The following is a 25695-nucleotide window of genomic DNA, read 5'->3' on the forward strand; positions in this document are numbered from 1 at the left end:
TCCCCCGCCGGCCCCGAACCGTTCCGGCCGAAGGTGTCTCAGTCGTCGCGGTCGGTCGTCGAGTGCAGCGCGACCAGCGTGGCGAGACGTTGTGCCTCGGCGGCGGCGAGCAGGCCGTCCGCACGCTGGATGGCCATCACCGCCAACGTGTCGCCGTCGTCCAGGTCGAGCTGGACCCAGGGACGCCCCTGCCCGAAGCGCACCGAGACGACCTGCCCCCAGTCCAGGCGACGCCGGACGACGAGGTTGCGCACGGTCAGGCCGTCCTCGTCCGGGTCGGCCCTGACGCCGGCCTGCCGCCCGAGGAACCACACGACCAGGGCGGCGAAGGCGGCGATCCCGGCGCGGTCCAGCGGGCTGGCGGCCACGGGTCCCTCAGAGGGAAGGACGACGACGATCGACCCGAGCACGACCACGACGAGGACTCCGAACACCCATGACACCCACCGTGCCGCGCGCGGACGGAACGGGCGGTGGAGCTCGGCGCGTCGGTCCGTCATGCGTTCACGTCCGGGTCAGGGTCACAACCGGCAGGCGTGGATCGAGGTCACCAGGATCGCGCGGGCACCCACGTCGTACAGGGCGTCCATCACGCGGTTGGTGTCCTCGCGGCGCACCATGGCCCGTACCGCTGCCCAGTCCCGGTTGTGCAACGGAGAGACCGTCGGCGACTCCAGGCCCGGGGTGATCGCGACGGCGGCATCCACGTGCTCGAGCGGCACGTCGTAGTCCATCAGGACGTACTGGCGAGCGGTGAGCACCCCCTGGATCCGCCGGGTGAGGACCTCGAGACCCTCGGGGAGGGCCGCAGCGTCGGCGCCCGCGCGTCGGATCAGGACCGCCTCGGACCGCAGCAGCGGGTCGCCGAAGACCTCCAGGCCCGCGGCACGCAGTGTCGTCCCGGTCTCGACCACGTCGGCGATGACGTCGGCCACGCCGAGCTTGATGGCGGTCTCGACCGCACCGTCGAGCCGGACGACCTCGGCCGCGGTCACGCCACGGGCGGTGAGGTATCCCTCGACCAGCACCGGGTAGGAGGTCGCGACGCGACGACCGGCGATCTGCGCGACGTCGGTCAGCTGACCTGCGGGAGCGGCGAACCGGAACGTCGACCGCGCGAACCCGAGATCGAGGTGCTCACTGGCGGCCGAGCCCGAGTCGAGCAGCAGGTCACGACCCGTGATGCCGACGTCGACCGTGCCCGAGCCGACGTACACCGCGATGTCCCGCGGGCGCAGGAAGAAGAACTCGACGTCGTTGGCGGGGTCGGGCAGGACCAGCTCGCGAGAGTCGCGTCGCTGGCGGTAGCCCGCCTCACGCAGCATCTCGGCGGCCGGCTCGGAGAGCGAGCCCTTGTTCGGGACGGCGATGCGCAGCACGGGGGTCCTCAGGCGGTCGGTGGGCACGGGGCCCTGTCACGGGTGGGGGTCGGAGTGGTCCGAGGGGTCACAGGTGGCGGTAGACGTCCTCGAGGGACAGGCCGCGGGCGATCATGAGCACCTGCACGTGGTAGAGCAGCTGGGAGATCTCCTCCGCTGCGCGCTCCTCGCTCTCGTGCTCGGCGGCCATCCAGGCCTCGGCTGCTTCCTCGACCACCTTCTTGCCCACACCGTGCACCCCGGTGTCGAGCTCGGCGACCGTGCGGGAACCGGCGGGGCGGGTGCGGGCCTTCTCGGCCAGCTCGGCGAACAGTCCGTCGAAGGTCTTCACGGGGTGAGCCTAGACGCCACGCAGCGCCAGGGCTGTCGCGACCGCGGCTTGGGCAGCCTCCGCGCCCTTGTCCTCACGCGCGCCGGGCAGCCCTGAACGGTCCAGGGCCTGGGCCTCGTCGTCGCAGGTGAGGACCCCGAACCCGACCGGGACACCGGACCTGACGGCGACATCGGTCAAGCCGGTCGTGGCCGCGCTGCACACGTAGTCGAAGTGCGGGGTGCCGCCACGGATGATCACCCCGAGGGCGACCACGGCATCCACCCCACCTCGCGCGACCCTGGCCGCGGCGACCGGGAGCTCGAACGAGCCGGGGACCCGCACGAGCCGCACGTCGTGCACCCCGGCCTCGGCCAGCGCCCGCTCTGCGCCCGCGACCAGCCCGTCCATGACGACGGTGTGCCAGCTGGCGGCGACGATCGTCACCCGCAGCCCGCGTCCGTCGAGCTCCAGGCTCGGTGCTCCGGCTCCGCTCATCGTGGGTCCTCCTCGGTGTGGTGGCTCAGCAGGTGGCCCATCGCCACAGCCTTGGTGTGCAGGTACGCCTCGTTCTGGGTGGTGCGCCCGACCTCGATCGGCAGCACCTCCTCGACGGTCACGTCATGGGCCGCGAGGCCGGTGACCTTGGCCGGGTTGTTCGTGAGCAGTCGCACCCTGTCCATGCCCAGGCCGACCAGGATCGCTGCGGCCGCGCCGTACTCACGACGGTCGGCGGGCAGCCCGAGCTCCAGGTTGGCCTCGACCGTGTCCCGGCCGGCATCCTGGAGGGCGTAGGCGCTGATCTTGGACAGCAGACCGATGCCCCGGCCCTCGTGCCCCCGTAGGTAGACCACGGCACCCCCCTCTCGCCCCGCCCGCTCGAGCGCGTGGTCGAGCTGAGGCCCGCAGTCGCACCGCAACGACCCGAAGGAGTCCCCGGTCAGGCACTCCGAGTGCACCCGCACCACAGGTGTCGAGCCGGGCTCGAGGGGGTCCTGCGCGACCAGCGCGACGTGCTCGGCCCCCGTACGCAGGTCCCGGAAGCCGTGGACGACGAAGGGCCCGTGCCGGGTGGGCAGCAGGGCCGTGCCGGTGCTGTGCACCCGTCGCTGCGGGACGGTCTGCTCAGGGTCGGGGACGAGGTCGTCGTGCTCCCGACGCCACGCGATGAGGTCGGCGATGGTCAGCAGCACCAGCCCGGCACCCTCGGCCAGCCCGGCTGCGGCGTCGAGCCGCATCATCGAGCCGTCGTCGTGCACGAGCTCGGCGATCCCGGCGACCGGCTCCAGCCCGGCGAGCCGGCACAGGTCCACAGCAGCCTCGGTGTGGCCGGCGCGGTGGAGCACCCCCCCGGGGACGGCGCGCAGCGGCAGCACGTGCCCCGGCCGGATGATGCTCTGCGGGCCGGCCCCCGGGTCGGCCAGGACGCGCAGGGTGCGGGCGCGGTCCTGGGCCGAGATCCCCGTGGTCACACCGTCCGTGGCATCGACCGTCACGGTGTAGGCGGTCCGGCGCGGGTCCTGGCTGTGCGGCACCATGAGGGGCAGGTCGAGGGCGTCGGCCCTGGCCGAGGGCATCGGGGCGCACAGGTAGCCCGAGGAGTGCCGGATGGTCCATGCCACCCACTCGGCGGAGGCAGACTGCGCCGCCAGGACGACGTCGGCCTCGTTCTCCCGGTCCAGGGAGTCGGCCACCACCACCGGGAGCCCCGCGCGGAGCGCCTCGATCGCCTCCTCGACGGTGCCCAGCCGGATCGCGGTCGCGTGCGGTCGAGCATCGTCCGCCCCGTCGGGCGCCTGCCTCACCTCGTGCTCGACGCTCATGGTCGTCCTCCCTTCGCCGTACCCGGCGGGGTCGTGCCGAGCAGCCGCTCGACGTACTTCGCGATCACATCGACCTCGAGGTTCACCTCGTCGCCCGCGCGCAGCCCCCCGAGGGTGGAAGCAGCAAGGGTGGTCGGGATGAGCGAGATGCCGAAACGGTCGTCCTGGACGTGGGTCACGGTCAGCGAGACGCCCGCGACGCAGATCGAGCCCTTCTCGGCGATGTAGCGAGCCAGGTCCACCGGGCAGCCGACCACGAGGTCGTCCCAGCGAGGACCGGGATCCCGGCTCAGCAGGGTGCCCACCCCGTCCACGTGCCCCTGGACCAGGTGGCCGTCCAGGCGTCCGTCGGCGCGCATCGCGCGCTCGAGGTTGACCGGTGCGCCGGGCACGAGGCGCCCCAGGGTGCTGCGGCGCAAGGTCTCGGGCATCACGTCGGCCACGAAGGTGCCGTCATCCCCCAGCGCGGTCACCGTCAGGCACACACCGTCCACGGCGATCGAGTCCCCGAGCCGGGTGCCGGTCGTGACCACGGGCCCTCGCAGGCTCAGTCGCGCGTCGCCCGGGCCCTCCTCCAGGTCGATGACGGCACCGACCTCCTCGACGATCCCTGTGAACATCAGCTCTCCTCCAGCGTCGACGGACCCGGCCCGGGCGGCTCGTGGGTCTCGCGGTGGTCGGTGCGCGGGGTAGCGACGACCAGGACGTCGGGGCCGAGCCGCTCGACCCTCGCGACCTCCAGGTGCAACGCCGCGACGATCGAGGTGATGCCCAGATCGCCCACAGCGGACGGGCCAGCGCCGAGCAGCAGGGGTGCGACATAGGCGTGGACCTCGTCCACGACCCCTGCCCGCAGGACGGCGGCCGCCAGGGTCGGTCCCCCTTCGACCAGGACGTGCCGTACCTCGCGCGCGGCCAGGAGCGCGAGGACCTCACCGACGTCGTGCGTGGCGAGCTGCACGAGCTCTCCCCCCGCGCCGTGCACCCGGGCCCCCACGGGCAGCTCGCGTCGTCCCACGACCACGCGCAGCGGCTGATGGGCCGCGAGGTCCCCCGACGTCGTCCGTGCGGTCAGCTCCGGGTCGTCGATCAGTGCGGTGCCGGTGCCCACCGCGAGGGCGTCGACCGTGGCACGGACCGCGTGGGCGTGCCGCCGTGCGGGCTCCGAGGTGATCCACCGGCTGCTGCCGTCGGAGGCGGCGACGCGCCCGTCCAGGGTCGTCGCGAGCTTGAGGGTGACGAAAGGACGCCCCTGCCGGACCGCACGGAGCCAGACCCGCAGCAGCTGCTCCCCCTGGTCGCTCCGCACGCCCGTCACCACGTCCACGCCGGCGTCGAGGAGCACCCTCTCGCCACCCGCGGCGACCGGGTCAGGGTCCTTGACGGCCACCACGACCCGGGTCACCCCGGCGTCGAGGAGGACCCTGGTGCACGGTCCGGTCCGCCCGGTGTGCGCGCAGGGCTCGAGGGTGACCACCGCGGTCGCCCCGTTCAGGTCCGTCCCGCGCGCCAGGGCCTCGCTCACCGCAGCTGCCTCGGCGTGCGGTGATCCCGCACCGCGATGCCATCCCTCGGCCAGGGTGGTGCCGTCGGGGGCGAGCAGGACGCATCCCACCCGAGGGTTCGGTCCGTGCACAGGGCCCCGTGCGGCCAGCTCGAGGGCGCGGTCCATCGCGGCGACCTCGGCAGCGGTCGCTGCGGTCGTCGGACGGGGCTCCGTGCTCATCGTCACCTCCGGGCGTCAACGCTCCGGGGTGACGGCCAGGCGCATGATGCCGCCGTGCCACGACGTCGCCGGACCAGGACGAGGCCGGAAGTCCCCGGATCCGTCCCGTACGGCGGACGCCACGCGCTTCCTCCCATCCGGACTTTCACCGTCGGTCCTGGAGTTCCACCAGGTCAACCGGTCAGGTGCCGCCGTGAGGCTGCACCGCGACCGGGTCGCGGACTGTCACCGCCGGCTCGGAATTGCACCGACCCCGGAGCACGTGTGTGTTCTGGCGTCAGTTTGCCACACGCGGACCAGGACCCGTGGTCGATGTCCGCTCAGTGGCGGTGAGCCCCTGCCGCGAGCGACCGGAGGTCCTGGATCGCGGCGGCGGCGTCGTCGGCCCCGTACACCGCAGACCCGGCGACGAAGACGTTCGCCCCCGCCTCGGCCGCGCGCTCGATCGTCGCGCCCGAGATCCCGCCGTCGACCTGGACCCAGACGTCAAGCCCTGCCGCGCTCACGGCGTCGCGGGCCCGACGGATCTTGGGCAGCGTCCCGTCGATGAACGACTGGCCACCGAAGCCCGGCTCGACGGTCATCACGAGCAGCATGTCGATCTCGTCCAGCAGGTCCAGGAAGGGCTCGACCGGTGTCGCCGGCCGCAGTGCCAGGCCGGCTCGTGCTCCCAGGCGCCGCAGCTCGCGCGCGAGCCGCACCGGCGCCTGAACCGCCTCGGCGTGGAACGTCACCGAGGCCGCACCAGCCTCGGCGAAGCCCGGCGCCCACCTGTCGGGGTCCTCGATCATCAGGTGGCAGTCGATCGGGACCGGCGAGACCTGCACCAGCCGCTCGACCACGGGCAGACCGAGGGTCAGGTTGGGCACGAAGTGGTTGTCCATCACGTCCACGTGCGCGTAGTCGGCCGTGGTGATGCGACCGAGCTCGCGCTCGAGGTTCGTGAAGTCCGAGGCGAGGATGCTCGGGGAGATGACGACGTCCATGGCCTCAGCCTTCCGTTCGGGGGTCGGTGCCGCCCGGCGCCCGCGTCGGCGGTACGGGACCGGGGGTCTTGCGCAGCATGGTCAGGTGCATCGCGTCCGTCCCGTGGACGTGCGGCCAGAGCTGGGCGTGGGGTCCGGGTCCGAGCGGAAGGTCCTCACCGCCGACCAGCCGCAGCGCGTCGCGTGCGTCGAGCAGCTCGACATCGGCCCGCCGCTTGAGCACGTCGCGGACCACGAGCTGGGTCTCGGCGACGTGGGGCGAGCACGTCGCGTAGGCCACGATCCCGCCAGGTCGCACGGCGTCCAGGGCCGCACCGAGGAGCTCGCGCTGCAGCTGGGTCAGCGGGCCGACGTCCGCGGCCGTGCGCCGCCACCTCGACTCAGGTCGACGGCGCAACGCTCCCAGCCCGGTGCACGGCGCGTCGACGAGCACCCTGTCGTAGACGTCGGGATCGGTGAGTCCGACCTCCCGACCGTCTGCGCAGCGGACCTCGACCACCCCGTCGGGCAGGGCTGCGACCGTGCGCTCGACCAGACGCACGCGGTGCGGCTGGAGCTCGTTCGCCACGACGGTGGCTCCTTGCTGGGCGGCCAGGGCACCGAGCAGCGCGGCCTTCCCCCCCGGCCCCGCGCAGAGGTCGAGCCAGCGCTCGGGAGCCCCGCCGGGAGCGGACTCGAGCTCGACGGCCGCGAGGGCGAGGGCGACCAGCTGGCTTCCCTCGTCCTGCACGCCCACGCTGCCCTCGCGCACCCCGGGGACCGACGCGGGGTCGCCGCCGTCCAGGATCACCGCGGTGCGCGCCCAGCGCCCGGGCAGGGCGTCCGTCAGCGTCGAGAGGAGCGTCCTGCTGTCCGCGAGTCCAGGGCGCGCCACGAGCGAGACGGCCGGTGAGGCGTTGTCCGCCTCGAGCAGGGCATCGAGCTCCTCGGCCGGGCGCCCGTCCGCCAGGAGCGCCTGCCGCAGCGCCCGGACGACCCACACGGGGTGGCTGTGGACCACGGCGGCACGCTCGGTGGCGTCCTCGCCGGCGGCCTCGGCGATCCGGTCGATCCACTCCTCGGTCGAGGTCGACGAGACCTTGCGGAGCACGGCGTTGACGAACTGCGACGCCCCGGTCCCGGTGGTGCTGCGCGCCAGTGCCACCGACTCCGAGACCGCCGCGTGCGCCGGGACGCGCATCGCCAGGAGCTGGTGCACGCCGAGCCGGAGCACGTCGAGGACCGGAGGATCGATCCGGTCGGTGGTGCGGCTCGCGGCGAGGGCGATGACGGCGTCGTAGCGGCCCTGCCAGCGCAGGGTCCCGTAGGTCAGCTCGGTGGCGAACCCCGCGTCGCGCCCGGCGATCCCACGGCTGCGCAGCAGGGGAGGAAGCACGAGGTTGGCGTACGCGTCCGACTCGGCGACCTCGCGCAGGACGTCGAAAGCCACCCGGCGGGCGGCGTCGCCGGTGCGAGGGCGCGCGGCGGGGCGGGTGGCCGATCGCTCGACCGGCCTGCCCTCGGCACGGGCCGGACCGCGCTGGCGACCAGCGGCGTCCCTCCCCGGAGCGCTCCGACCCCCACGGCGCTGGCCGGGACCGGGCGGGCCCTCGCGTCCGGTGCTCTCGCGCCGCTCGTGCCGGTCCTCGCTCATGAGACCTCCCCCAGCCGCGCGCCGGCTTCCCAGCGCGCGCCGCGCGCCCAGTCGGCCGCGGGCATCATCCGCCTGCCCGCCGGTGCGACCTCGCCCAGCGCCACCGGGTCGGTCCCGGTCCCCACGAGCACCTGTGTCCGTGCCACGAGCAGCTCACCGGGGGCCAGCGCCGGGACGTCGTCGTCCAGCAGCCGGACGGGACCCAGCTTGAGGCGCGCTCCGTCGGGCGCGGTCGTCCATGCCCCCGGGGCCGGCGTGCAGGCACGCACCCGACGGTCGACCGCCAGGGCGGGATGCCCCCACCGGACCTGCCCGTCCTGCGTGGTCAGCCGGGGTGCGTGGCTCGCGCCGTCCGAGGGCTGAGGAACGGCCACGAGCGAGGAGTCGGCGAGCCCGTCGAGGGTGGCGAGCAGCAGGCCGGCGCCGGCACGGGAGAGCCGGTCGAGCAGGTCGCCCGCGGTGTCGCGACGCCGTACCGTCTCGGTCAGCGTCCCGAAGACCGGGCCGGTGTCCAGCCCCTCCTCGATCCGGAACGTGGTGGCTCCCGTGACCTCGTCGCCCGCGAGGACGGCGTGCTGGACCGGTGCCGCTCCGCGCCAGGCGGGCAGCAGCGAGAAGTGCAGGTTGACCCAGCCGTGGACGGGCAGGTCGAGCAGGGTGGGCGGGAGCATCGCCCCGTAGGCGACCACAGGTGCGCAGTCGATCTCGAGCGCCGCGATGCGTGCGGCCAGCTCGGGGTCACGGGCGCTGGCCGGGCTCAGCACCTCGATGCCGGCCGCCAGGGCACGCTCCTTGACGGGGCTCGCCGTGAGCCTCCTCCCCCGGCCGGCGGGTGCGTCTGGGCGGGTGAGGACCGCGACGACCTCGTGGGGCGAGTCGATCAAGGCGTCCAGGGCCGGCAGGGCGACCTCGGGGGTCCCGGCGAAGAGCAAGCGCATCCTGTGATCCTAGGTGCGGCCGGATCGTCGTCGGCCGCACCTTGCTCACCGGGCCGACACCTGTCATATTTCTCTGACAGATGCAAGATCGTGCAGGACGGCAGCCGACGGGAGCGCACGTGGACGTGGACGCGTTGAGCGCACGGCTGACCGCCGTGGCCAGCCCTCCGCGGCTGCGGATCCTCGCCGTGCTCGGTGACGGACCGTTGCACGTCAGCGAGATCGCCCGCCGGGTGGGCATGTCCCGACCGTTGCTCTACATGCACCTGACCAAGCTCGAGGAGAACGGCTACGTGAGCGGGCACCTCGAGCTCTCCCCCGACGGCCGTGCGCTCAAGGTCTTCGAGATCCAGGAGTTCTCGATCACTGTCGATCTCGCCGCGATCCGGGCGGCCGTCGACGAGCCCGGTCCCGAGCCCGAGACCTGAGAGACCGACGACGCACGACGTCTGACCACCCGTCCAGTCCCACCACCCGTACGAGGAGCGCCCATGGCCGAGATCAACGTCATCCCCTGGTTCGCCTGGATCCCGATCGTCGCCATCATCGGCTACTTCCTGCACTCGATCGTCGAGACCGTCGTCAGGTCCCGCCAGAAGGTCGCCGAGGCGGCCCTGGCCGACCAGCAGCAGACCGCCGAGCTGGCCGAGACGAACGCACGCCTGCTCGCGCGGCTCGACGGCATCGACGGCCGGCTGCAGACCATCGAGAAGACGCTGACCGACATCCCCTGACCCCGCCGTCGGCTGCTCAGATCACCTCGGCGGGCTCGACCTCCACGCGAACCGCACCCGGCTCTCGCCGAGCACTGCGCGTGACGACCGCCGCCGCGACCTGTGCCGTGACGCCGGGGGCGTCGGACCAGGCCGAGCGGACCAGGGCCCGGACAGGGCGGTCGTCCTCGAACGGCACGAGCGCCTGCTCCTCGGCCACGACCGGACCCTGGTCGTGCGGGTGCTGGTCGACGGCGTGCGGACCCAGGACGCTCGAGCCCGACGGCAGGTGCAACCGCGACAGCAGCGCCGAGACCGCCTCGCGGGCACCCTCGAGGACCACCATGTGCACGGCGGGCGGCAGGCTCAGCTCCGACCGCTCGGCGAGCTCACGTGCCGACAGGCCTGCCGGGTCCCATCGGACCAACGCCTGCGTCGGTGCCGGAGCCGCGTCACCCACCAGCAGCACCACTCCCCCGTCGGCGGCAGCCCGGACCAGGACCGCCGCCCCCAGCCAGGTCCGCAGCGCCTGCTCCGCCACGTCCAACGAGGCTCGTGCGGTCACCACGGCGGCGTCGAGGAGCACCGCCGCGGCATACCCACCCTGGGCCACCGGCTCGGCGCCCGGCGTGGCCACCACGAGGGCCGGACGCTCACCGACCGCAGCGATGACTCCTGCCACGGCCGAGGCCCCCGAGACGTGCACCGGGACCCCGGGGAACGCACGACCGAGCTCCTCGGCGGTCCGGTCGGACCCCACCCGCACCGACCGCAGCCCGGTGGACCCGCACTCGCCGCATCGCCAGGCGCCGGCGAGCCGGCCGCACCACCGGCACTGGGGCGTGGCGTCGTGCCCGGGCAGCGACAGCGGGCCGTGGCAGTCGGCGCACCGCGCCAGCGTGCGGCAACGGACGCACGCGACGCTCGGGACGTAGCCGGCCCGCGGAACCTGGACCAGGACCGGGCCGCGCAGCAGCCCGTCGCGGATCGCCCGCCATGCGGCGCTGGGCAGCCTCGCGGCGGCACCTGCGCCCTCGGACGCCAGCTCGGCAGAGGTCAGCGCCCGCACCCGGGGCGTGCGTCCCCGCACCACCTCACGAGGTGCGACCAGCTCACGGGCCCATCCCGCGGTGACCCAACGCTGGGACGCGGTGGACCGGGCGAAACCGCCGACGAGCAGGGCGGCACCCTCGCTCTGCGCCCGCAGGGCGAGCACCTCGCGCACGTGCGGGTAGGGGGCGCGCGGTTCGGCGTGCAGGGGGTCGGCATCGTCCCAGCAGACCACCAGCCCCAGCCGTTGCACCGGGGCGAACGCGGCCGCCCGGGTACCGATCACCACGTCGGCGGCGCCGCGAGCAGCCGCGAGGAACGCCCGGTAGCGGGCCGCGGGACCGTCGTCCGCCACGAGACGTACCCATCCACGGGCGCCCCCGGGGACCCAGGCCGGCAGGCCGGCCCGCAGGAGCGCCTGCTCGAGGCGTGAGAGGTCAGCTGCCGAGGGCACGACGACCAGCGCTCCACGGCCACCCGCGCACGCGGCGCGGACGGCCGAGGCCAGGCAGTCGGCCCACGTGGCACCCTCGGGACCGGGCAGCGCCGACCAGACCGCGCGAGGGCTCTGCCCCTCGGTGACCCGGCGCAGGAAGGCGTGCCCGCCCGCGTAGGTCCCCCACGACTCTCCGGCGTCCGTGATGACGTCCTCGGCAGCGGTGGCGGGCGTGGCCGCAGCACCCGGCTCCGCACGGGTCCACGTCTCCTGCTCGGTCCGCGCGTGCCGTGGGGGGATCGCGAGCCGCAGCACGTCGGCCAGGGTCCCGGCGTACCGGCGGGCGACCGCCTCGACGAGACCCCGGACCTCCGGGGTGAGCACGACCTCCGTGGAGACCACACGTCGCACCTGCGCGAGCTCACCGGTGTGCTCAGCGGTCTCGGTCCGCTCCAGCACGTACCCGTCGACGTCCTGGGCCCCGAACCGGACCTTCACCCGCACCCCGGGCCGGAGGCTGTCGTCGAGCGCCGCTGGGACCGCGTACTCGAAGGGCCGGTCCAGGTGCGGCTGGGGTCGGTCCACGGCCACACGGGCCACGGGACGGACCGCGGCGACCTCCCCGGTGACCGCCGTCCGACGCCGGCGGGCGGGACGGGGCGCAGGCAGGCCGCTCAGCGTCAGCTGCTCACCGTCCCGCTCGGCACTCACCACGACCACATCCCACCACGGACCACCTGCACCCCCCGACGCTCCCCAGGCCGGTCGTCCTCGCGGCGGCGGTCAGGCGGTCGGCACCGCCGACGGGCCGGCGGTCAGGACAGGGCTGAGTGAAGATCCAGGACGCGGTCGGTTCGCTCCCAGGTGAAGTCGGCGAGCTCTCGCCCGAAGTGGCCGTACGCGGCCGTGCGCGAGTAGATCGGACGCAGCAGGTTGAGATCGCGGACGATCGCCGCCGGACGCAGGTCGAAGACCTCACGGATCGCGGCGGTCAGCCGGTCCAGCGGAACCGTGTGGGTACCGAAGCACTCGACGTACAGGCCCACCGGGTGCGACGCGCCGATCGCGTAGGCGACCTGGACCTCGCACCGGGTGGCCAGGCCGGCGGCGACGACGTTCTTGGCCACCCACCGCATGGCGTAGGACGCCGACCGGTCCACCTTGGAGGGGTCCTTCCCCGAGAAGGCACCGCCGCCGTGCCGGGCCATGCCGCCGTAGGTGTCCACGATGATCTTGCGACCCGTCAGGCCGGCGTCCCCCTTCGGTCCGCCCACGACGAACTGACCGGTCGGGTTGATGAGCAGACGATGACCGATGGTGTCGATCCCGAGATCCTCCAGGACCGGCAGGACGACGTGCTCGGCGACCTCCGGGGCCAGCCTTCCCTCGAGCGAGATGCCGGGCATGTGCTGGGTCGAGAGGACCACCGTGTCCACCCGCACCGGGGTGTCACCGTCGTAGCCGATGGTCACCTGGGTCTTGCCGTCGGGACGCAGGTAGTCGAGCGTGCCCTCCTTGCGGACCGTCGCCAGTCGCTCGGCGAGTCGGTGCGCGGCCCAGATCGGCAACGGCATGAGCGAGGGGGTCTCGTCACAGGCGTACCCGAACATCAGGCCCTGGTCGCCCGCGCCCTGCAGGTCGAGCGGATCGACCTCCTGGTCGCCGTGGCTGCGGACCTCCCACGCGGTGTTCACGCCGGCCGCGATGTCCGGGGACTGCTGACCGATCGAGACCGACACCCCGCACGAGTCGGCGTCGAAGCCGATGTCGGACGAGGTGTAGCCGATACGGCGCACGACGTCGCGGATGACCTGCGGGATCTCGACGTAGGCCTCGGTCGAGACCTCACCCGACACGTGCACCAGCCCTGTGGTGACCATCGTCTCGACCGCGACACGGGCCTGCCGGTCCTGGGTGAGCAGGGCATCGAGGATGGCGTCCGAGACCTGGTCGCAGACCTTGTCCGGGTGCCCTTCGGTCACCGACTCCGAGGTGAACAGGCGCAGCTCAGCAGAGGTCATGCCCGACACCCTACCTACGGTTCAGAACCCGTCCCGGCGCGTCCACGCGCGGGACCGGTCAGACCGACCGTGACCTGAGCAGGCCCAGGACCGCGTCCCAGAGCGCGTCGGCCACGACCGACTTGGAGCCCTCGGCCTGGGACACCGTCCCACCCTCCGCGTCGAGGATCGTCACCGCGTTGTCGGCGCTGGCGAAGCCGCGCCCGTCGCCCACCGCATTCACCGCGAGCAGGTCCGCGCCCTTGCGCCGCGCCTTGGCCCTGCCGTGCTCGAGCACCGTCGCGGTGGAGTCACCCGTCTCGGCAGCGAAGCCCACGACCAGCTGGCCAGGACGGAGCCGGTCGGCAGCGAGCTCGGCGAGGACGTCGGGGTTGGCGACCAGCTCGATCGAGGGCCCCTGACCCGTGCCGTCCTTCTTGATCTTGTGACCGGCGACCGTGAGGGGGCGGAAGTCGGCGACCGCAGCGGCCATCACGATCACGTCGGCCCGGGCCGCGGCACGGCGGACCGCCTCGCGCAGCTCGTCCGTCGTCTCGACCGGCACGACGTCGACGCCCGGGGGCGGGTCGAGCGAGACGTTCGCGGCGACCAGCGTCACCTGCGCCCCTCGACGCCGTGCGGTCTCGGCCAGCGCGTAGCCCTGACGACCGGTCGAGCGGTTCCCCAGGAAGCGGACGGGGTCCAGCGGTTCCCGCGTCCCACCGGCGGACACGACCACACGACGGCCTGCGAGGTCCTCGACGACAGCACCCGACGGGACCGTGCGCTGTGCGCCCGCGTCGATCGCGCTGCCGGTCGCAGGTGCGACGAGGGCCAGGGCCGCTGCAGCGATCACCGCGGGCTCGGGCAGCCGGCCCGGCCCGGTGTCCTGACCGGTGAGCCGCCCCGAGTCCGGTTCGAGCACGTGCACCCCGCGCTCGCGCAGCAGGGCGACGTTCGCACGGGTCGCCGGGTGCTCCCACATCTCGGTGTGCATCGCGGGAGCCATCAGCACCGGGCAGCGGGCGGTGAGCAGCGCTGCGGTGAGCAGGTCGTCGGCGCGACCTGACGCAGCGCGTGCGAGCAGGTCGGCCGTCGCAGGGGCCACGACCACGAGGTCGGCCTGCTTGCCGAGCGAGACGTGCTCGACGGCCGGGACGTCCTCGAACACGCCCGTGGTGACCCGGTGACCTGACAGCGCCTCCCAGGTGGCCGCGCCGACGAACTCGAGCGAGGCGCGTGTGGGGACCACGTGCACGTCGTGCCCGGACTCGGTGAGCAGGCGCAGCAGCAGAGCCGCCTTGTAGGCCGCGATGCCGGCGCTCACGCCGAGCAGGATGCGCACGTCCGACTCAGTCCGGGGGGTGGCTCGGGGCTCGTCAGCCCTCGATGGGCTCGACGGTCAGCAGGCCGGCGTTGATCTCCCGCATCGAGATCGACAGGGCCTTCTCCTGGTGACGGGTCTCGACCAGCGGGCCGACGTACTCGAGCAGGCCCTCGTTGAGCTGGGAGTAGTACGCGTTGATCTGCCGAGCGCGCTTGGCCGAGTAGATCACCAGCGCGTACTTCGAGTCGGCCGCGGCGAGCAGCTCGTCGATGGGCGGGTCGGTGATGCCCTCGGGGGCAGCAACGGTTCCAGACATGTTCGCTCCGGGTGTTCGTGGGGCTGCGGGTGACCACTCGGGCCCTGCCCGGGGCGGTCTCCCAGGCACGCAGCCTCCCATGCTACCGCTTCGGAAGACCCATGACCTCGATCAGCTCGTCCGTGGCGCGGTGCACGTCGTCGTTGACGATCACGTGGTCGAACTCGCTCTCGGCCGCGAGCTCGACCCTGGCCGTGGCCAGGCGACGGGCCCGCTCCTCGGCGTCCTCGGTCCCTCGCCCGACCAGCCGCCGGACCAGCTCGTCCCAGCTGGGCGGTGCGAGGAACACGAAACGTGCCTCGGGCATCGCCAGCCGGACCTGCCGAGCGCCGGCCAGATCGATCTCGAGCAGCGCCGGTCGCCCGGCGCTGAGCCGCTCCTGGACAGGGGCGCGGGGCGTCCCGTAGCTGTTCCGACCGTGCACGACCGCCCACTCGAGCAGCTCGCCCTCGTGCACCATCCGGGCGAACTCGGCGGGTCCCACGAAGTGGTAGTGCACGCCGTCGACCTCCCCGGGGCGAGGGTCACGCGTCGTCGCGGAGACGGACAGCCAGACCTCGGGGTACCGCCGGCGGATGTCGGCGGAGACGGTGCCCTTGCCGACGGCGGTGGGACCGGCCAGGACGGTCAGTCGGGACCGACCGCCGTCGGCCGCGCCGGCGAGGGCTTCTGACGGCCCCCGGGCATGACGAGAGATGGGGTGCTGCTCGGAGGAGGTCAAGATCGCGGCAGCTCAGCCGAACCGCTCGATCAGGGCGCGGGCCTGGTGAGGGCCCAGGCCACGCAGCCGTCGGGTTTCCGAGATGCCGATGTCGGCCATGATGGCTCGAGCCTTGATCTTGCCGACCCCGGGGAGCGACTCCAGCAGGGCCGAGACCTTGAGCTTGCCGATCACGTCATCGGTACGCCCCTGCTCGATCACCTCCGAGAGGGATCCCTGCGAGTACTTCAGGCGGTTCTTCACCTCTGCGCGAGCCTGGCGGGCAGCAGCTGCCTTTTCGAGGGCAGCGGCACGCTGTTCAGGAGTCAGCGGGGGTAGGGCCACGCGGGCTCACCTTCTTCCCAGACGGGGTGGGTGGACGAGGTCGAACCTAGCGAGCCGGAGGCCCGCTCGGCAACGCGAGAGCGGCAGCGACCGAGGTCAGCGCACCGCGCGAGCGGCGTCATCGGCCGCCCGACGTGCCTGGTCGAGCAGTGCGGCAGGCGACGGACCGGCCTCGAGGACGGCCCGCGAGGTAGAGGCGAGCACGGCCCCCCGCGCCGAGCCGAACACCGCGACCAGCTCGGCGGGCCCCGCACCCTGGGCGCCGACCCCCGGGGCCAGGAGCGGTCCCTGGACCGCGCCGAGGTCGATCCCGAGCTCGGCCACGGCCGCACCGATGGTCGCCCCGACCACCAGGCCCACCGAGCCGAGCCTGGAACCGGTGAGCGAGATCTCCGCGGCGTTGAGCGCAGCGGCACCTGCCGCCACCGACCCGGCGACCGAGCGCCCGAAGGGACCGTCGGCCCCGCCCGGCGGCTGCCGGTCACGCAGGGCGTGCTGCACCGAGGCGCCCTCGGGGTTCGAGGTCAGCGCGAGCACGAACAACCCGCTGCCCGAGGCCGTCGCTGCGTCGACCGCAGGCTGGAGCGACCCGAACCCGAGGTACGGGCTCACCGTGAGGGCATCGCAGGCCATCGGCGCGCCGGGGCGCAGGTACGCGTCCGCGTAGCCGTCCATGGTCGAGCCGATGTCACCCCGCTTGGCGTCGAGCACCACCTGGGTGAGGCTCGGGGAGGTGCGCACCGCGCGCAACAGCTCCTCGAGGACCGCCACACCCCGCGACCCGTGCCGCTCGAAGAAGGCCGACTGGGGCTTGAGAGCCGCCACGTGGCCGTCGAGCGCCTCCGCGACACCCATCGAGAACCGACGCAGACCGTCCACGTCGTCCGAGAGCCCCCAGCGGGTCAGCAGGGCCGGGTGGGGATCGATCCCCACGCACAGCGGTCCCAGACGGTCCATCGCCGCTGCCAGCCGGTCACCGAAGGTCGGCCGGGCGGCGCCGTCGGTCCTCACGTGAGGATCGCGGTGGGGACGGCGCGGAGCTCGAGCGTGTGGTCCTGCAGGCTGCGGACCTCGAACGGTCCACGCTGCAGCGACTCGATGGCCTGGACCGCCGCGGCGAACTGCTGGACGGTCGTCACGATCGCCTTGTCGGCGGCCACCGTCGCGGTGCGGATCTCGTACCCGTCCGCCCGTGCCCCCTGCCCCGAGGGCGTGTTGACCACCATGTCCACCTCGCCGGCGACGATCAGGTCCACGATGGTCGGCTCCCCCGCAGGCCCTCGGCCCGAGGAGTGCTTGCGCACCACGGTCGACGCGATCCCGTTGCGACGCAGCACCGCCGAGGTCCCCGCGGTGGCGAGCACCTCGAACCCCATCTCGGTGAGCCGCTTGACCGGGAAGGTGATGGCCCGCTTGTCACGGTCGGCCACCGAGATGAAGACCTTGCCCCCGACGGGCAGCCCACCGAACGCCGCTGCCTGGGACTTCGCGAAGGCCGTCGGGAAGTCGACGTCGAAGCCCATCACCTCACCGGTCGAACGCATCTCGGGGCCCAGGACGGTGTCGACGACCAGCCCCTCCTTGGTACGGAACCGCTTGAACGGCAGCACCGCCTCCTTGACCGCGATCGGGGCGTCCAGCCCGAGGGTCCCGCCGTCACCGGTCGAGGGCAGCACCCCCGAGGCGCGCAGCGTCGCGATGCTCTGCCCTGCCATCACCAGCGCCGCCGCCTTGGCCAGAGGGACACCGGTCGCCTTGGACACGAAGGGAACGGTCCGGCTGGCCCTCGGGTTGGCCTCCAGGACGTAGAGCACGTCGCTGACCAGGGCGAACTGGACGTTGAGCAGGCCCCGCACCCCGACCCCGCGGGCGATCGCCTCGGTCGAGACCCGGATGCGGTCCAGCTCGGAGACCGAGACGGTCACCGGGGGGAGCACGCAGGCCGAGTCGCCCGAGTGGATCCCCGCCTCCTCGATGTGCTCCATGACACCGCCGAGGTACAGCTCGGTGCCGTCGTAGAGCGCGTCGACGTCGAGCTCGATCGCGTCGTCCAGGAAGCGGTCGATCAGCAGCGGGGGGATCTCCCCGCTGCTGCCCGTGCCCCCGGCCAGGGCGGCACCCTCGAGCGCTCGCGTGACGTAGCCCTCGAGCTGCCCGTCGGAGTACACGATCTCCATCCCGCGACCGCCGAGCACGTACGACGGACGGACCAGGACGGGGTACCCGATCCTGGTGGCGACCTCGGTCGCCTCAGCCAGGGTGCGGGCCGTGCCGAAGGCGGGTGCCGGCAGCCCCGCGGCCGCCAGGACCCGGCCGAACGCACCGCGGTCCTCCGCAGCGTCGATGGCCGAGGGCGGTGTACCCAGGATCGGCAGACCCGCGGCCTCGAGGCGCTCGGCCAGGGCGAGCGGGGTCTGGCCACCGAGCTGGACGATGATGCCCGCGACCGGACCGACAGCGAGCTCGGCCTGGTAGACCTCGAGCACGTCCTCGAAGGTCAGCGGCTCGAAGTAGAGCCGGTCGGAGGTGTCGTAGTCGGTCGAGACCGTCTCGGGGTTGCAGTTGACCATGACCGTCTCGAACTCACCCCGCAGCGCGAGCGCCGCGTGGACGCACGAGTAGTCGAACTCGATCCCCTGGCCGATGCGGTTGGGACCCGAGCCGAGGATCAGCACCGCCGGGCGGGTCCGGGGCTGCACCTCGGTCTCCTCGTCGTAGGAGGAGTAGTGGTACGGCGTCGTGGCCGCGAACTCGGCCGCGCAGGTGTCCACCGTCTTGAACACCGGGCGCACCCCCAGCGCCTGACGGACCTCACGCACGGTCTGCTCGCTGATCCCCCGCAGCCGGGAGATCTGGACGTCGGACAGGCCGTGCCGCTTGGCCCGCAGCAGCAGGGTGCGGCCCAGCTCACGGGCCTGGGAGACCTCCTCGGCGATCTGGTTGACGAGCACGATCTGGTCCAGGAACCACGGGTCGATGCCGGTCGCGTCGAAGACCTGCTCGAACCTCGCACCGCCCTCACGGCCGACGGTGCGCAGCACCTGCTGGACCTGGATCAGCCGGTGCTCGGTGGGGATCCGGATCGCTGCCAGGAGGTCGTCGAGCACCTCACCCTCGGGCGCCGGGCCGTCCCAGTGGAAGACCGAGCCCGACCTGTCGATGGACCGCATGGCCTTGCCGAGCGCCTCGGCGAAGTTGCGCCCCATGGCCATCGCCTCACCGACCGACTTCATGGTGGTGGTCAGCGTCGGGTCGGCCGCGGGGAACTTCTCGAACGCGAACCTCGGGACCTTCACCACGACGTAGTCGAGCGACGGCTCGAACGAGGCGGGCGTCGAGCTGGTGATGTCGTTGGGGATCTCGTCGAGGGTGTAGCCCACCGCGAGCCGCGCGGCGATCTTGGCGATCGGGAAGCCGGTCGCCTTCGAGGCCAGGGCGCTCGACCGCGAGACCCGTGGGTTCATCTCGATGACCACGATGCGTCCCGTGGCCGGGTCCACGGCGAACTGCACGTTGCACCCGCCGGTGTCCACGCCCACCTCGCGGATGATGGCGATCCCCACGTCACGCATCCGCTGGTACTCACGGTCGGTGAGCGTCAACGCCGGCGCGACGGTGATCGAGTCACCCGTGTGCACCCCGACCGGGTCGACGTTCTCGATCGAGCAGACCACCACCACGTTGTCCGCGTGGTCGCGCATCAGCTCGAGCTCGAACTCCTTCCACCCCAGGATCGACTCCTCGAGCAGCACCTCGGTGGTCGGCGAGTAGTGCAGGCCAGCACCGGCGATCTGCCGGAGCTGGGCCTCGTCGTACGCGATGCCCGAGCCCAGCCCGCCCATCGTGAACGAAGGGCGCACGACCACCGGGTAGCCGAGCTCGTCCGCGTAGCGCAGGACGTCGTCCATGGTGTGCGCGATCGCGCTCTGGGCGGACTCGGCACCGCACCGCTCGACGACCTCCTTGAAGGCCTGCCGGTCCTCGGCGAGGTGGATCGAGGCCGTGTTGACCCCGATCATCTCGACCCCGTAGCGCTCCAGGACACCCGCCTCGTCCAGCGCGATCGCCGCGTTGAGCGCGGTCTGGCCGCCCAGGGTGGCCAGCACCGCGTCGGGCCGCTCCTTGGCGATGATCGACTCGAGCACCTCGGTGGTGATCGGCTCGATGTACGTCGCGTCGGCGAACTCGGGATCGGTCATGATCGTCGCCGGGTTGGAGTTGACCAGGATCACCCGGATCCCCTCGGCGCGCAGCACCCGGCAGGCCTGGGTGCCCGAGTAGTCGAACTCGGCGGCCTGGCCGATGACGATCGGACCGGAGCCGATGACCAGGACGCTCGAGATGTCAGTGCGACGGGGCATGTGCGGGTGACTCCTCGGTGGGGCTGCCGGTCGACCCGGCGCTGGACATGAGCTCGACGAACCGGTCGAAGAGGTACGCGGCGTCGTGCGGGCCGGCAGCGGCCTCAGGGTGGTACTGGACCGAGAAGGCCGGCAGGTCGAGGCACTCCAGGCCCTCGACGACGTCGTCGTTGAGGTCGACGTGCGAGACCACGACCCGCCCGTAGCGGCCGCCGTCGTGCGGGGCGACGGACTCGCCGTCCAGCGGCGCGTCGACAGCGAAGCCATGGTTGTGCGCGGTGATCTCGACCTTGCCGGTGCGACGGTCCATCACCGGCTGGTTGACCCCGCGGTGGCCGAAGGTCAGCTTGTAGGTGCCGTAGCCCAGCGCCCGACCGAGCAGCTGGTTGCCGTAGCAGATCCCGAAGAAGGGGATCCTGCGGTCGAGCACCTCGCGCAGCAGGGCGACCTCGTGCACGGCCGCCGAGGGGTCCCCCGGGCCGTTGGAGAAGAAGACGCCGTCGGGCCGCAGGGCCAGGACGTCCTGCACGCTCGAGCCGACCGGCAGGACGTGCGTGCGGACCCCCCGCTCGGCGAGCCGCTGCGGGGTCATCGTCTTGATCCCCAGGTCCAGGGCGACCACCGTCGCCACGGGCGCGTCGACGCCCTGGGCCTCCACGGTGTAGGGCTCGCTCGTGGTGACCTCGCCGGCCAGGTCCGCGCCGGACATGACCGGGGCCGCGGTGACCACGGCCAGGAGGTCCTCCGAGGTCCGCTGCCGACCGCTCGCGTCGACCAGCGCGTCGCCCGAGAAGATCCCGGCACGCATCACACCGCGGTCACGCAGGTGGCGGGTCAGTGCGCGGGTGTCGATGTCGCTGATCCCCACGATCCCCTCGTCGACCAGCCCGTCGGCCAGGCTCCGGGTCGAGCGCCAGCTCGAGGGTCGGATGGCCGGGTCACGCACCACGTAGCCCGCGACCCAGATGCGCCGCGACTCGACGTCCTCCTCGTTGATGCCGGTGTTCCCCACGTGCGGGGCGGTCATCACCACGATCTGCCGGTGGTACGAGGGGTCGGTGAGGGTCTCCTGGTAGCCGGTCATCCCGGTGTTGAAGACGATCTCCCCGACCGTGCGCCCCGTCGCCCCGTAGGCCAGACCGGTGAACGTCCGGCCGTCCTCCAGCACCAGGACCGCGGTGTGCTCGCTCATGGGTTCTCCTCGCTCGTGCGGTCGGGGGCAGCGGCCTCGGCCGCGGCGGTACGGGGGGTGACCAGACCACGTGCCGCCGTGGCGAGCACCTCGCGGTCGCCGGCGACGCGTGTCCGCAGCCCGGTGTCCAGAACCTGTCCGCCGGTCTCCCAGCGCAGGACCACGAGCCCCTGGCCGCCGACGTACTTGCCGGCCATGCCCGGGGCGAGGCTCACCTCGCGCAGCGAGGCGGCCGGGACGAAGACGTCGCGCGCGCCGGGACGCTCGACCACCACACCCGCGTCGTGCACCCGGACGGTGGCGGCCGAACGCACACCCAGACCGTGCGCGACGACGCGCTCGAGCCAGTCACCCCCGAGCGTGGTCGAGACGTAGGTCGCGGGGATCGGGGCGCTGCGCCCCGCACCCAGGTCGTCCGTGGACGGCACGTCCGGGATCGAGACGACGACCCGGGCGGTGCGACGCCCACGCGCGCGCCAGCCGAGCCACATGCCCAGCAGGACCAGGACGAACACCCCGACCAGGATCGCGATCGCGGCACCGGTGCCCATCAGGCGCCACCAGGAGGGCCGGCCGCGCCCGAGCGAGTCCCGTCGGCCGCGACGCCGTCGAGCACGGTGGGCCTGCCCCGCAGGAAGGTCGCCACGACGCGGCCGCTCAGCTCACGTCCGCCGAACGGCGTGTTGCGGCTCGTGCTCGCCAGCTGTGTGCCGTCGACCGTCCACCGCGCGGCCGGGTCGACCAGGGTGACGTTCGCGGGCTCGCCGACGCTCAGCGGACGCCCCTGCGGCCGCTCCCCCTCGTGCACCCGGCCGATACGTGCCGGGGCGGAGGACAGGACACGGGCGACGTCGGCCCAGGTCATCCGGCCGGTGTCGACCATGGTCCGGGTCACGATGCCCAGCGCGGTCTCCAGACCGGTCATGCCGAAGGCCGCAGCAGCCCACTCGCAGTCCTTGTCCTCGCGGGTGTGCGGGGCGTGGTCGGTGGCCACGATGTCGATGGTGCCGTCGGCCAGGGCCTCCCGCACCGCCTCGACGTCGGCGGCGGTACGCAGCGGGGGGTTGACCTTGTAGAGCGGGTCGTAGGAGCGGGCGAGCTCGTCGGTCAGCAGCAGGTGGTGCGGGGTGACCTCGGCCGTCACCGAGATCCCCCGGGACTTGGCCCAGCGCAGGATCTCCACCGAACCCGCGGTCGAGACGTGGCAGACGTGCAGCCGCGAGCCCACGTGCTCGGCCAGCAGCACGTCACGGGCGATGATCGCCTCCTCGGCGACCGCCGGCCACCCGGCCAGGCCGACCTCCGCCGAGACGATCCCCTCGTGCATCTGGGAGCCGAGGGTCAGGCGTGGCTCCTGGGAGTGCTGGGCGATGACGCCGTCGAAGGCCTTGACGTACTCCAGGGCCCGGCGCATGAGGACCGGGTCGTCGACGCAGTGACCGTCGTCGGAGAAGACCCGCACCCGCGCGGCCGAGTGGGCCATCGCACCGAGCTCGGCGAGCTGCTCACCGGCCAGTCCCATGCTGACCGCACCCACCGGATGGACGTCCACCCAGCCGGCGTCGCGACCGAGCCGCCACACCTGCTCGACCACCCCGGCGGTGTCCGCCACGGGTGAGGTGTTGGCCATCGCGTGCACCGACGTGAACCCGCCGAGCGCAGCGGCGCGGGTACCGGTGGCCACCGTCTCGGCGTCCTCCCGACCCGGCTCGCGCAGGTGGGTGTGCAGGTCCACCAGCCCGGGCAGGGCCACGAGGCCGTCGCCCTGGATCGTCACCGCCTCCGGGCCGGCGCCGTCGGAGGCGTCGGGTCCCACGGCCACGATCCGCCCGTCGGCCAGCAGGAGGTCGGTCGGTGCGCCGCCCAGCGGGGCGACTCCCCGCAACAGGTACTGAGTGGTCACGCCCACGTCTCCTTCTCCTTGGCGAGCAGCAGGTACAGGACCGCCATCCGGACGGCCACGCCGTTGGTGACCTGCTCGAGGATCACCGCGCGGGCCGAGTCAGCAGCGTCGGCCGAGATCTCCAGCCCGCGGTTCATCGGGCCCGGGTGCAGGACGATCGCATGGTCCGGGAGCATCCGCAGGCGCCGCGCGTCGAGCCCGAAGGCCCGCGTGTACTCGAGCGGGCTGGGGAAGAACCCGGTGCCGTGGGACGGGCCCGACCCGGCTCCGGCCCCCATCCTCTCGCGCTGCACCCGGAGCATCATGATCGCGTCCGGCTGCTGGTCGGCGAGCACCTCGTCCAGGTGGTACGAGACGTCGCACGGCCAGGCCTGGGCGCCGACGGGCACCAGGGTCGGTGGCGCGACGAGCGTCACCTGCGCCCCCAGGGTGTGCAGCAGCTGAACGTTGGACCGCGCGACCCGCGAGTGCAGCACGTCGCCCACGATCGCGATGCGCAGACCGGCCAGGTCCTGGCCGAGACCGCGCTGGTCCGGCTCCGCCGTGGGGTCGTGGGTCGGACCACCTGCGAGGTGCTGACGGATCGTGTAGGCGTCGAGCAGTGCCTGCGTCGGGTGCTGGTGCGTCCCGTCCCCGGCGTTGATCACCGAGGTCCCCACCCAACCCGAGTGCGCGAGCCGGTGCGGGGCACCCGAGGCGGGGTGCCGGATGACGACGGCGTCGGCCCCCATGGCCTGAAGGGTTTGCGCGGTGTCCTTGAGCGACTCCCCCTTGGACACGCTCGAGCCCTTGGCCGCGAAGTTGATGACATCCGCCGAGAGGCGCTTGGCGGCGGTCTCGAACGAGATCCGGGTGCGTGTGGAGTCCTCGAAGAAGAGGTTGACCACGGTGCGCCCGCGCAGGGTCGGCAGCTTCTTCATCTCCCGGCCCTGGGTCGCTGCCATCCGTGCCGCGGTGTCGAGCACGTGGATCGCGGCGTCACGGTCCAGGTCGCCGGCACTCAGGAGGTGCTTCATCGTTCGCCCCCGTCGATGCGGACCGTGTCCACGACCTGGGGACCCGCGTCCGGGTCGGTCTCGCTCAACCGGACCCGCACCTTCTCGCTGAGTGAGGTCGGCAGGTTCTTGCCGACGTAGTCGGCGCGGATCGGCAGCTCGCGGTGGCCGCGGTCGACCAGGACGGCGAGCTGGACGGCGCGGGGCCGGCCGAGGTCGTTCAGGGCGTCCAGCGCGGCACGGATGGTCCGGCCCGAGAACAGCACGTCGTCGACCAGGACCACCACCTTGTCGTCCACGCCGTCGGCCGGGACCTCGGTGGCGCCGATGGTCCGGGTGGGGTGGCGGTGCAGGTCGTCGCGGTACATCGTGACGTCGAGCGAGCCGACCAGGGAGCTCGGGTCGACGTCGGGCTCGACCTCGGCGATCTTGGCCGCGAGCCGGTGAGCGAGGGGCAGACCACGGGTCGGGATGCCGAGCAGGACGATTCCTGAGGCTCCCTTGTTGCGCTCGAGGATCTCGTGCGCGATGCGCGTCAGCGCACGGGTGATCTCGGCGGGGCCGAGGACCTCAGCCCCCGGGACTCCGGAGGCGGGTACGGGCAGAGCAGGGCCAGAGGACATCTGGCGACCTCCTTCCCCGCCTCACAGGACGGGTCTTAAAGGATGTCGGACACAGCGCACCCTACTGCACCCGACCGACCTCTCAGGGCTCGTCCCGACGGTCGGGACGTGGCGCGCCGGACGACTCCTCGGGCCCCGGCGCACGCTGCACGGCACCCGCCCGGCGACGGAACTGCGCGGGGGTCTGACCGGTGAGCCGGCCGAAGGTCCGGGTGAAGACCGCCTGGTCGTAGAAGCCCGTCCGGTGGGCGACCTCGACCAGGGGCAACGTGGTCGAGCTGAGCAGCACCGTCGCCCGGTCGATGCGCGCACGCAGCACGAACTGCTGGGGCGAGAGCGAGAAGACGCGCCTCATGCGACGGTCCAGGGTCGACGCGGAGCATCCCGCCGCGGCGGCCATCTCGGCCACCGTGACGGTCTCGGACACCCGTTCGTGCACGAGGGCCACGACCCTGGAGAGCGAGCTCACCGCTGCGTCGGCGGGGTCGTAGGTGCGCAGGTCCTCCGAGATGCTCACGAGGCCGACCACCACGCCGTCGACGCTCACCGGGACCTTGGAGGTCAGGTACCACCCGGGCGCTCCCCCGGGCCGCCGGATCAGCTCGAGCTCGTTGCGCACCGGGTTGCCGGTCCGCAGCACGACCTCGTCCTGGGCGACGTAGTGCTCGGCGAGCTGCGCGTCGAAGACCTCTTCGGCGCGGCGGCCCACCACGGACCGCCGGGACCGCTCGTCGGTGCGCTCGACGAAGGCCTGGTTGACCGCGACGTAGCGGCCGCTGGTGTCCTTGGCGCAGAACATCGTCGCGGTGAGCTCGTCCATGAGCTGCAGGACGGCCGGGCTCAGGGCGGCGAGCAGACGCTCACCCTCGGGCCAGGGGTCGGCGTGGCCCGCAGGCCGGGTCGGACGTGGCGTCATGGCAGGGGGGACAGTACAAGACC

The 25695-nt window shown here is 72.9% G+C and carries 26 protein-coding genes and 1 riboswitch; of the genes, 2 read left to right on the forward strand and 24 right to left on the reverse strand.

Annotation, left to right across the window (positions count from 1 at the left end):
- Positions 1–38: 38 nt before the first annotated feature.
- From M1R94_RS17495 to fmt, 10 genes are all read right to left on the reverse strand, one after another.
- Positions 39–500 (reverse strand): PH domain-containing protein, encoded by a 462-nt coding sequence (locus M1R94_RS17495; protein ID WP_249383018.1) that lies wholly within the window; start codon positions 498–500, stop codon positions 39–41.
- Positions 501–521: 21 nt separating this feature from the next.
- Positions 522–1379 carry an ATP phosphoribosyltransferase gene (gene hisG / locus M1R94_RS17500; RefSeq protein ID WP_249383019.1) on the reverse strand — a complete coding sequence of 286 codons (858 nt, stop codon included), beginning with the start codon at positions 1377–1379 and terminating at the stop codon, positions 522–524.
- Between the two features lie 67 nt (positions 1380–1446).
- Positions 1447–1710, reverse strand: coding sequence for a phosphoribosyl-ATP diphosphatase (locus tag M1R94_RS17505; RefSeq protein ID WP_249383020.1), 264 nt, complete (start codon positions 1708–1710; stop codon positions 1447–1449).
- 9 nt (positions 1711–1719) lie between these two features.
- Positions 1720–2187: a 6,7-dimethyl-8-ribityllumazine synthase gene (gene ribH, locus M1R94_RS17510; protein ID WP_249383021.1), complete on the reverse strand. Its 468-nt coding sequence runs from the start codon at positions 2185–2187 to the stop codon at positions 1720–1722.
- Positions 2184–3512, reverse strand: a complete 1329-nt coding sequence (ribA, locus tag M1R94_RS17515; protein ID WP_249383022.1) for a GTP cyclohydrolase II — start codon at positions 3510–3512, stop codon at positions 2184–2186. The genes ribH and ribA overlap by 4 nt, the downstream gene beginning before the upstream one ends.
- Positions 3509–4132: a riboflavin synthase gene (locus tag M1R94_RS17520; RefSeq protein ID WP_249383023.1), complete on the reverse strand. Its 624-nt coding sequence runs from the start codon at positions 4130–4132 to the stop codon at positions 3509–3511. Before M1R94_RS17520 ends, ribA begins: the two co-directional genes overlap by 4 nt.
- On the reverse strand, positions 4132–5238 hold the full coding sequence (ribD, locus tag M1R94_RS17525; RefSeq protein WP_249383024.1) for a bifunctional diaminohydroxyphosphoribosylaminopyrimidine deaminase/5-amino-6-(5-phosphoribosylamino)uracil reductase RibD: 1107 nt from the start codon (positions 5236–5238) through the stop codon (positions 4132–4134). Before ribD ends, M1R94_RS17520 begins: the two co-directional genes overlap by 1 nt.
- A gap of 119 nt (positions 5239–5357) precedes the next feature.
- Positions 5358–5504, reverse strand: a riboswitch (FMN riboswitch).
- Positions 5505–5558: 54 nt separating this feature from the next.
- Entirely contained in the window at positions 5559–6224 is a 666-nt protein-coding gene (rpe, locus tag M1R94_RS17530) for a ribulose-phosphate 3-epimerase (RefSeq protein ID WP_249383025.1), read from the reverse strand.
- Between the two features lie 4 nt (positions 6225–6228).
- On the reverse strand, positions 6229–7857 hold the full coding sequence (locus M1R94_RS17535) for an RsmB/NOP family class I SAM-dependent RNA methyltransferase (RefSeq protein WP_249383026.1): 1629 nt from the start codon (positions 7855–7857) through the stop codon (positions 6229–6231).
- Entirely contained in the window at positions 7854–8795 is a 942-nt protein-coding gene (gene fmt, locus M1R94_RS17540; protein WP_249383027.1) for a methionyl-tRNA formyltransferase, read from the reverse strand. Before fmt ends, M1R94_RS17535 begins: the two co-directional genes overlap by 4 nt.
- A gap of 119 nt (positions 8796–8914) precedes the next feature.
- On the opposite strand from fmt, the gene M1R94_RS17545 reads away from it, so the two are divergent.
- The gene (locus tag M1R94_RS17545) at positions 8915–9223 is read left to right on the forward strand and encodes an ArsR/SmtB family transcription factor (protein ID WP_249383028.1); all 309 of its coding nucleotides are present in this window, start codon (positions 8915–8917) and stop codon (positions 9221–9223) included.
- A gap of 63 nt (positions 9224–9286) precedes the next feature.
- A complete protein-coding gene (locus tag M1R94_RS17550; protein WP_249383029.1) occupies positions 9287–9529 on the forward strand; it encodes a hypothetical protein in 243 nt (80 codons plus the stop codon).
- A 16-nt stretch (positions 9530–9545) separates the two neighbouring features.
- Here the strand turns inward: M1R94_RS17550 and M1R94_RS17555 are convergent, their stop codons facing one another.
- The 14 genes from M1R94_RS17555 to M1R94_RS17620 form a co-directional block, all read right to left on the reverse strand.
- Positions 9546–11705 (reverse strand): primosomal protein N', encoded by a 2160-nt coding sequence (locus M1R94_RS17555; RefSeq protein ID WP_249383030.1) that lies wholly within the window; start codon positions 11703–11705, stop codon positions 9546–9548.
- A gap of 104 nt (positions 11706–11809) precedes the next feature.
- On the reverse strand, positions 11810–13015 hold the full coding sequence (gene metK, locus M1R94_RS17560) for a methionine adenosyltransferase (RefSeq protein WP_249383031.1): 1206 nt from the start codon (positions 13013–13015) through the stop codon (positions 11810–11812).
- A gap of 58 nt (positions 13016–13073) precedes the next feature.
- Positions 13074–14339: a bifunctional phosphopantothenoylcysteine decarboxylase/phosphopantothenate--cysteine ligase CoaBC gene (gene coaBC, locus M1R94_RS17565; RefSeq protein WP_249383032.1), complete on the reverse strand. Its 1266-nt coding sequence runs from the start codon at positions 14337–14339 to the stop codon at positions 13074–13076.
- 34 nt (positions 14340–14373) lie between these two features.
- Positions 14374–14637: a DNA-directed RNA polymerase subunit omega gene (gene rpoZ, locus M1R94_RS17570; protein WP_249383033.1), complete on the reverse strand. Its 264-nt coding sequence runs from the start codon at positions 14635–14637 to the stop codon at positions 14374–14376.
- 82 nt (positions 14638–14719) lie between these two features.
- Positions 14720–15268: a guanylate kinase gene (gmk, locus tag M1R94_RS17575; RefSeq protein ID WP_283253614.1), complete on the reverse strand. Its 549-nt coding sequence runs from the start codon at positions 15266–15268 to the stop codon at positions 14720–14722.
- Between the two features lie 102 nt (positions 15269–15370).
- Complete coding sequence (mihF, locus tag M1R94_RS17580) at positions 15371–15682, reverse strand: integration host factor, actinobacterial type (RefSeq protein WP_249383034.1); 312 nt, start codon at positions 15680–15682, stop codon at positions 15371–15373.
- A 96-nt stretch (positions 15683–15778) separates the two neighbouring features.
- Complete coding sequence (gene pyrF, locus M1R94_RS17585) at positions 15779–16693, reverse strand: orotidine-5'-phosphate decarboxylase (protein WP_308199929.1); 915 nt, start codon at positions 16691–16693, stop codon at positions 15779–15781.
- On the reverse strand, positions 16690–20043 hold the full coding sequence (carB, locus tag M1R94_RS17590; protein WP_249383035.1) for a carbamoyl-phosphate synthase large subunit: 3354 nt from the start codon (positions 20041–20043) through the stop codon (positions 16690–16692). The genes pyrF and carB overlap by 4 nt, the downstream gene beginning before the upstream one ends.
- On the reverse strand, positions 20027–21235 hold the full coding sequence (gene carA / locus M1R94_RS17595) for a glutamine-hydrolyzing carbamoyl-phosphate synthase small subunit (protein ID WP_249383036.1): 1209 nt from the start codon (positions 21233–21235) through the stop codon (positions 20027–20029). Before carA ends, carB begins: the two co-directional genes overlap by 17 nt.
- On the reverse strand, positions 21232–21786 hold the full coding sequence (locus M1R94_RS17600) for a PH-like domain-containing protein (RefSeq protein ID WP_249383037.1): 555 nt from the start codon (positions 21784–21786) through the stop codon (positions 21232–21234). The genes carA and M1R94_RS17600 overlap by 4 nt, the downstream gene beginning before the upstream one ends.
- The gene (locus M1R94_RS17605) at positions 21786–23138 is read right to left on the reverse strand and encodes a dihydroorotase (protein ID WP_249383038.1); all 1353 of its coding nucleotides are present in this window, start codon (positions 23136–23138) and stop codon (positions 21786–21788) included. The genes M1R94_RS17600 and M1R94_RS17605 overlap by 1 nt, the downstream gene beginning before the upstream one ends.
- The gene (locus M1R94_RS17610; protein WP_249383039.1) at positions 23135–24154 is read right to left on the reverse strand and encodes an aspartate carbamoyltransferase catalytic subunit; all 1020 of its coding nucleotides are present in this window, start codon (positions 24152–24154) and stop codon (positions 23135–23137) included. Before M1R94_RS17610 ends, M1R94_RS17605 begins: the two co-directional genes overlap by 4 nt.
- The gene (gene pyrR, locus M1R94_RS17615; RefSeq protein WP_249383040.1) at positions 24151–24756 is read right to left on the reverse strand and encodes a bifunctional pyr operon transcriptional regulator/uracil phosphoribosyltransferase PyrR; all 606 of its coding nucleotides are present in this window, start codon (positions 24754–24756) and stop codon (positions 24151–24153) included. The genes M1R94_RS17610 and pyrR overlap by 4 nt, the downstream gene beginning before the upstream one ends.
- A gap of 82 nt (positions 24757–24838) precedes the next feature.
- Positions 24839–25672, reverse strand: coding sequence for a helix-turn-helix domain-containing protein (locus M1R94_RS17620; RefSeq protein WP_249383041.1), 834 nt, complete (start codon positions 25670–25672; stop codon positions 24839–24841).
- Positions 25673–25695: the final 23 nt, after the last annotated feature.

It is taken from the genome of Actinotalea alkalitolerans, assembly GCF_023369855.1.
GTDB lineage: Bacteria > Actinomycetota > Actinomycetes > Actinomycetales > Cellulomonadaceae > Actinotalea.

Excerpts from the sequence above, each read along its gene's own strand:
- rpoZ (WP_249383033.1), bottom strand. The coding sequence starts at position 14,637 with ATGTCTGGAACCGTTGCTGCCCCCGAGGGCATCACCGACCCGCCCATC.
- M1R94_RS17495 (WP_249383018.1), bottom strand. The coding sequence starts at position 500 with ATGACGGACCGACGCGCCGAGCTCCACCGCCCGTTCCGTCCGCGCGCG.
- M1R94_RS17610 (WP_249383039.1), bottom strand. The coding sequence starts at position 24,154 with ATGAAGCACCTCCTGAGTGCCGGCGACCTGGACCGTGACGCCGCGATC.
- M1R94_RS17600 (WP_249383037.1), bottom strand. The coding sequence starts at position 21,786 with ATGGGCACCGGTGCCGCGATCGCGATCCTGGTCGGGGTGTTCGTCCTG.
- fmt (WP_249383027.1), bottom strand. The coding sequence starts at position 8,795 with ATGCGCTTGCTCTTCGCCGGGACCCCCGAGGTCGCCCTGCCGGCCCTG.
- metK (WP_249383031.1), bottom strand. The coding sequence starts at position 13,015 with ATGACCTCTGCTGAGCTGCGCCTGTTCACCTCGGAGTCGGTGACCGAA.
- M1R94_RS17535 (WP_249383026.1), bottom strand. The coding sequence starts at position 7,857 with ATGAGCGAGGACCGGCACGAGCGGCGCGAGAGCACCGGACGCGAGGGC.
- M1R94_RS17520 (WP_249383023.1), bottom strand. The coding sequence starts at position 4,132 with ATGTTCACAGGGATCGTCGAGGAGGTCGGTGCCGTCATCGACCTGGAG.
- carA (WP_249383036.1), bottom strand. The coding sequence starts at position 21,235 with ATGAGCGAGCACACCGCGGTCCTGGTGCTGGAGGACGGCCGGACGTTC.
- ribA (WP_249383022.1), bottom strand. The coding sequence starts at position 3,512 with ATGAGCGTCGAGCACGAGGTGAGGCAGGCGCCCGACGGGGCGGACGAT.
- pyrR (WP_249383040.1), bottom strand. The coding sequence starts at position 24,756 with ATGTCCTCTGGCCCTGCTCTGCCCGTACCCGCCTCCGGAGTCCCGGGG.
- rpe (WP_249383025.1), bottom strand. The coding sequence starts at position 6,224 with ATGGACGTCGTCATCTCCCCGAGCATCCTCGCCTCGGACTTCACGAAC.
- carB (WP_249383035.1), bottom strand. The coding sequence starts at position 20,043 with ATGCCCCGTCGCACTGACATCTCGAGCGTCCTGGTCATCGGCTCCGGT.
- ribD (WP_249383024.1), bottom strand. The coding sequence starts at position 5,238 with ATGAGCACGGAGCCCCGTCCGACGACCGCAGCGACCGCTGCCGAGGTC.
- M1R94_RS17620 (WP_249383041.1), bottom strand. The coding sequence starts at position 25,672 with ATGACGCCACGTCCGACCCGGCCTGCGGGCCACGCCGACCCCTGGCCC.
- ribH (WP_249383021.1), bottom strand. The coding sequence starts at position 2,187 with ATGAGCGGAGCCGGAGCACCGAGCCTGGAGCTCGACGGACGCGGGCTG.
- M1R94_RS17550 (WP_249383029.1), top strand. The coding sequence starts at position 9,287 with ATGGCCGAGATCAACGTCATCCCCTGGTTCGCCTGGATCCCGATCGTC.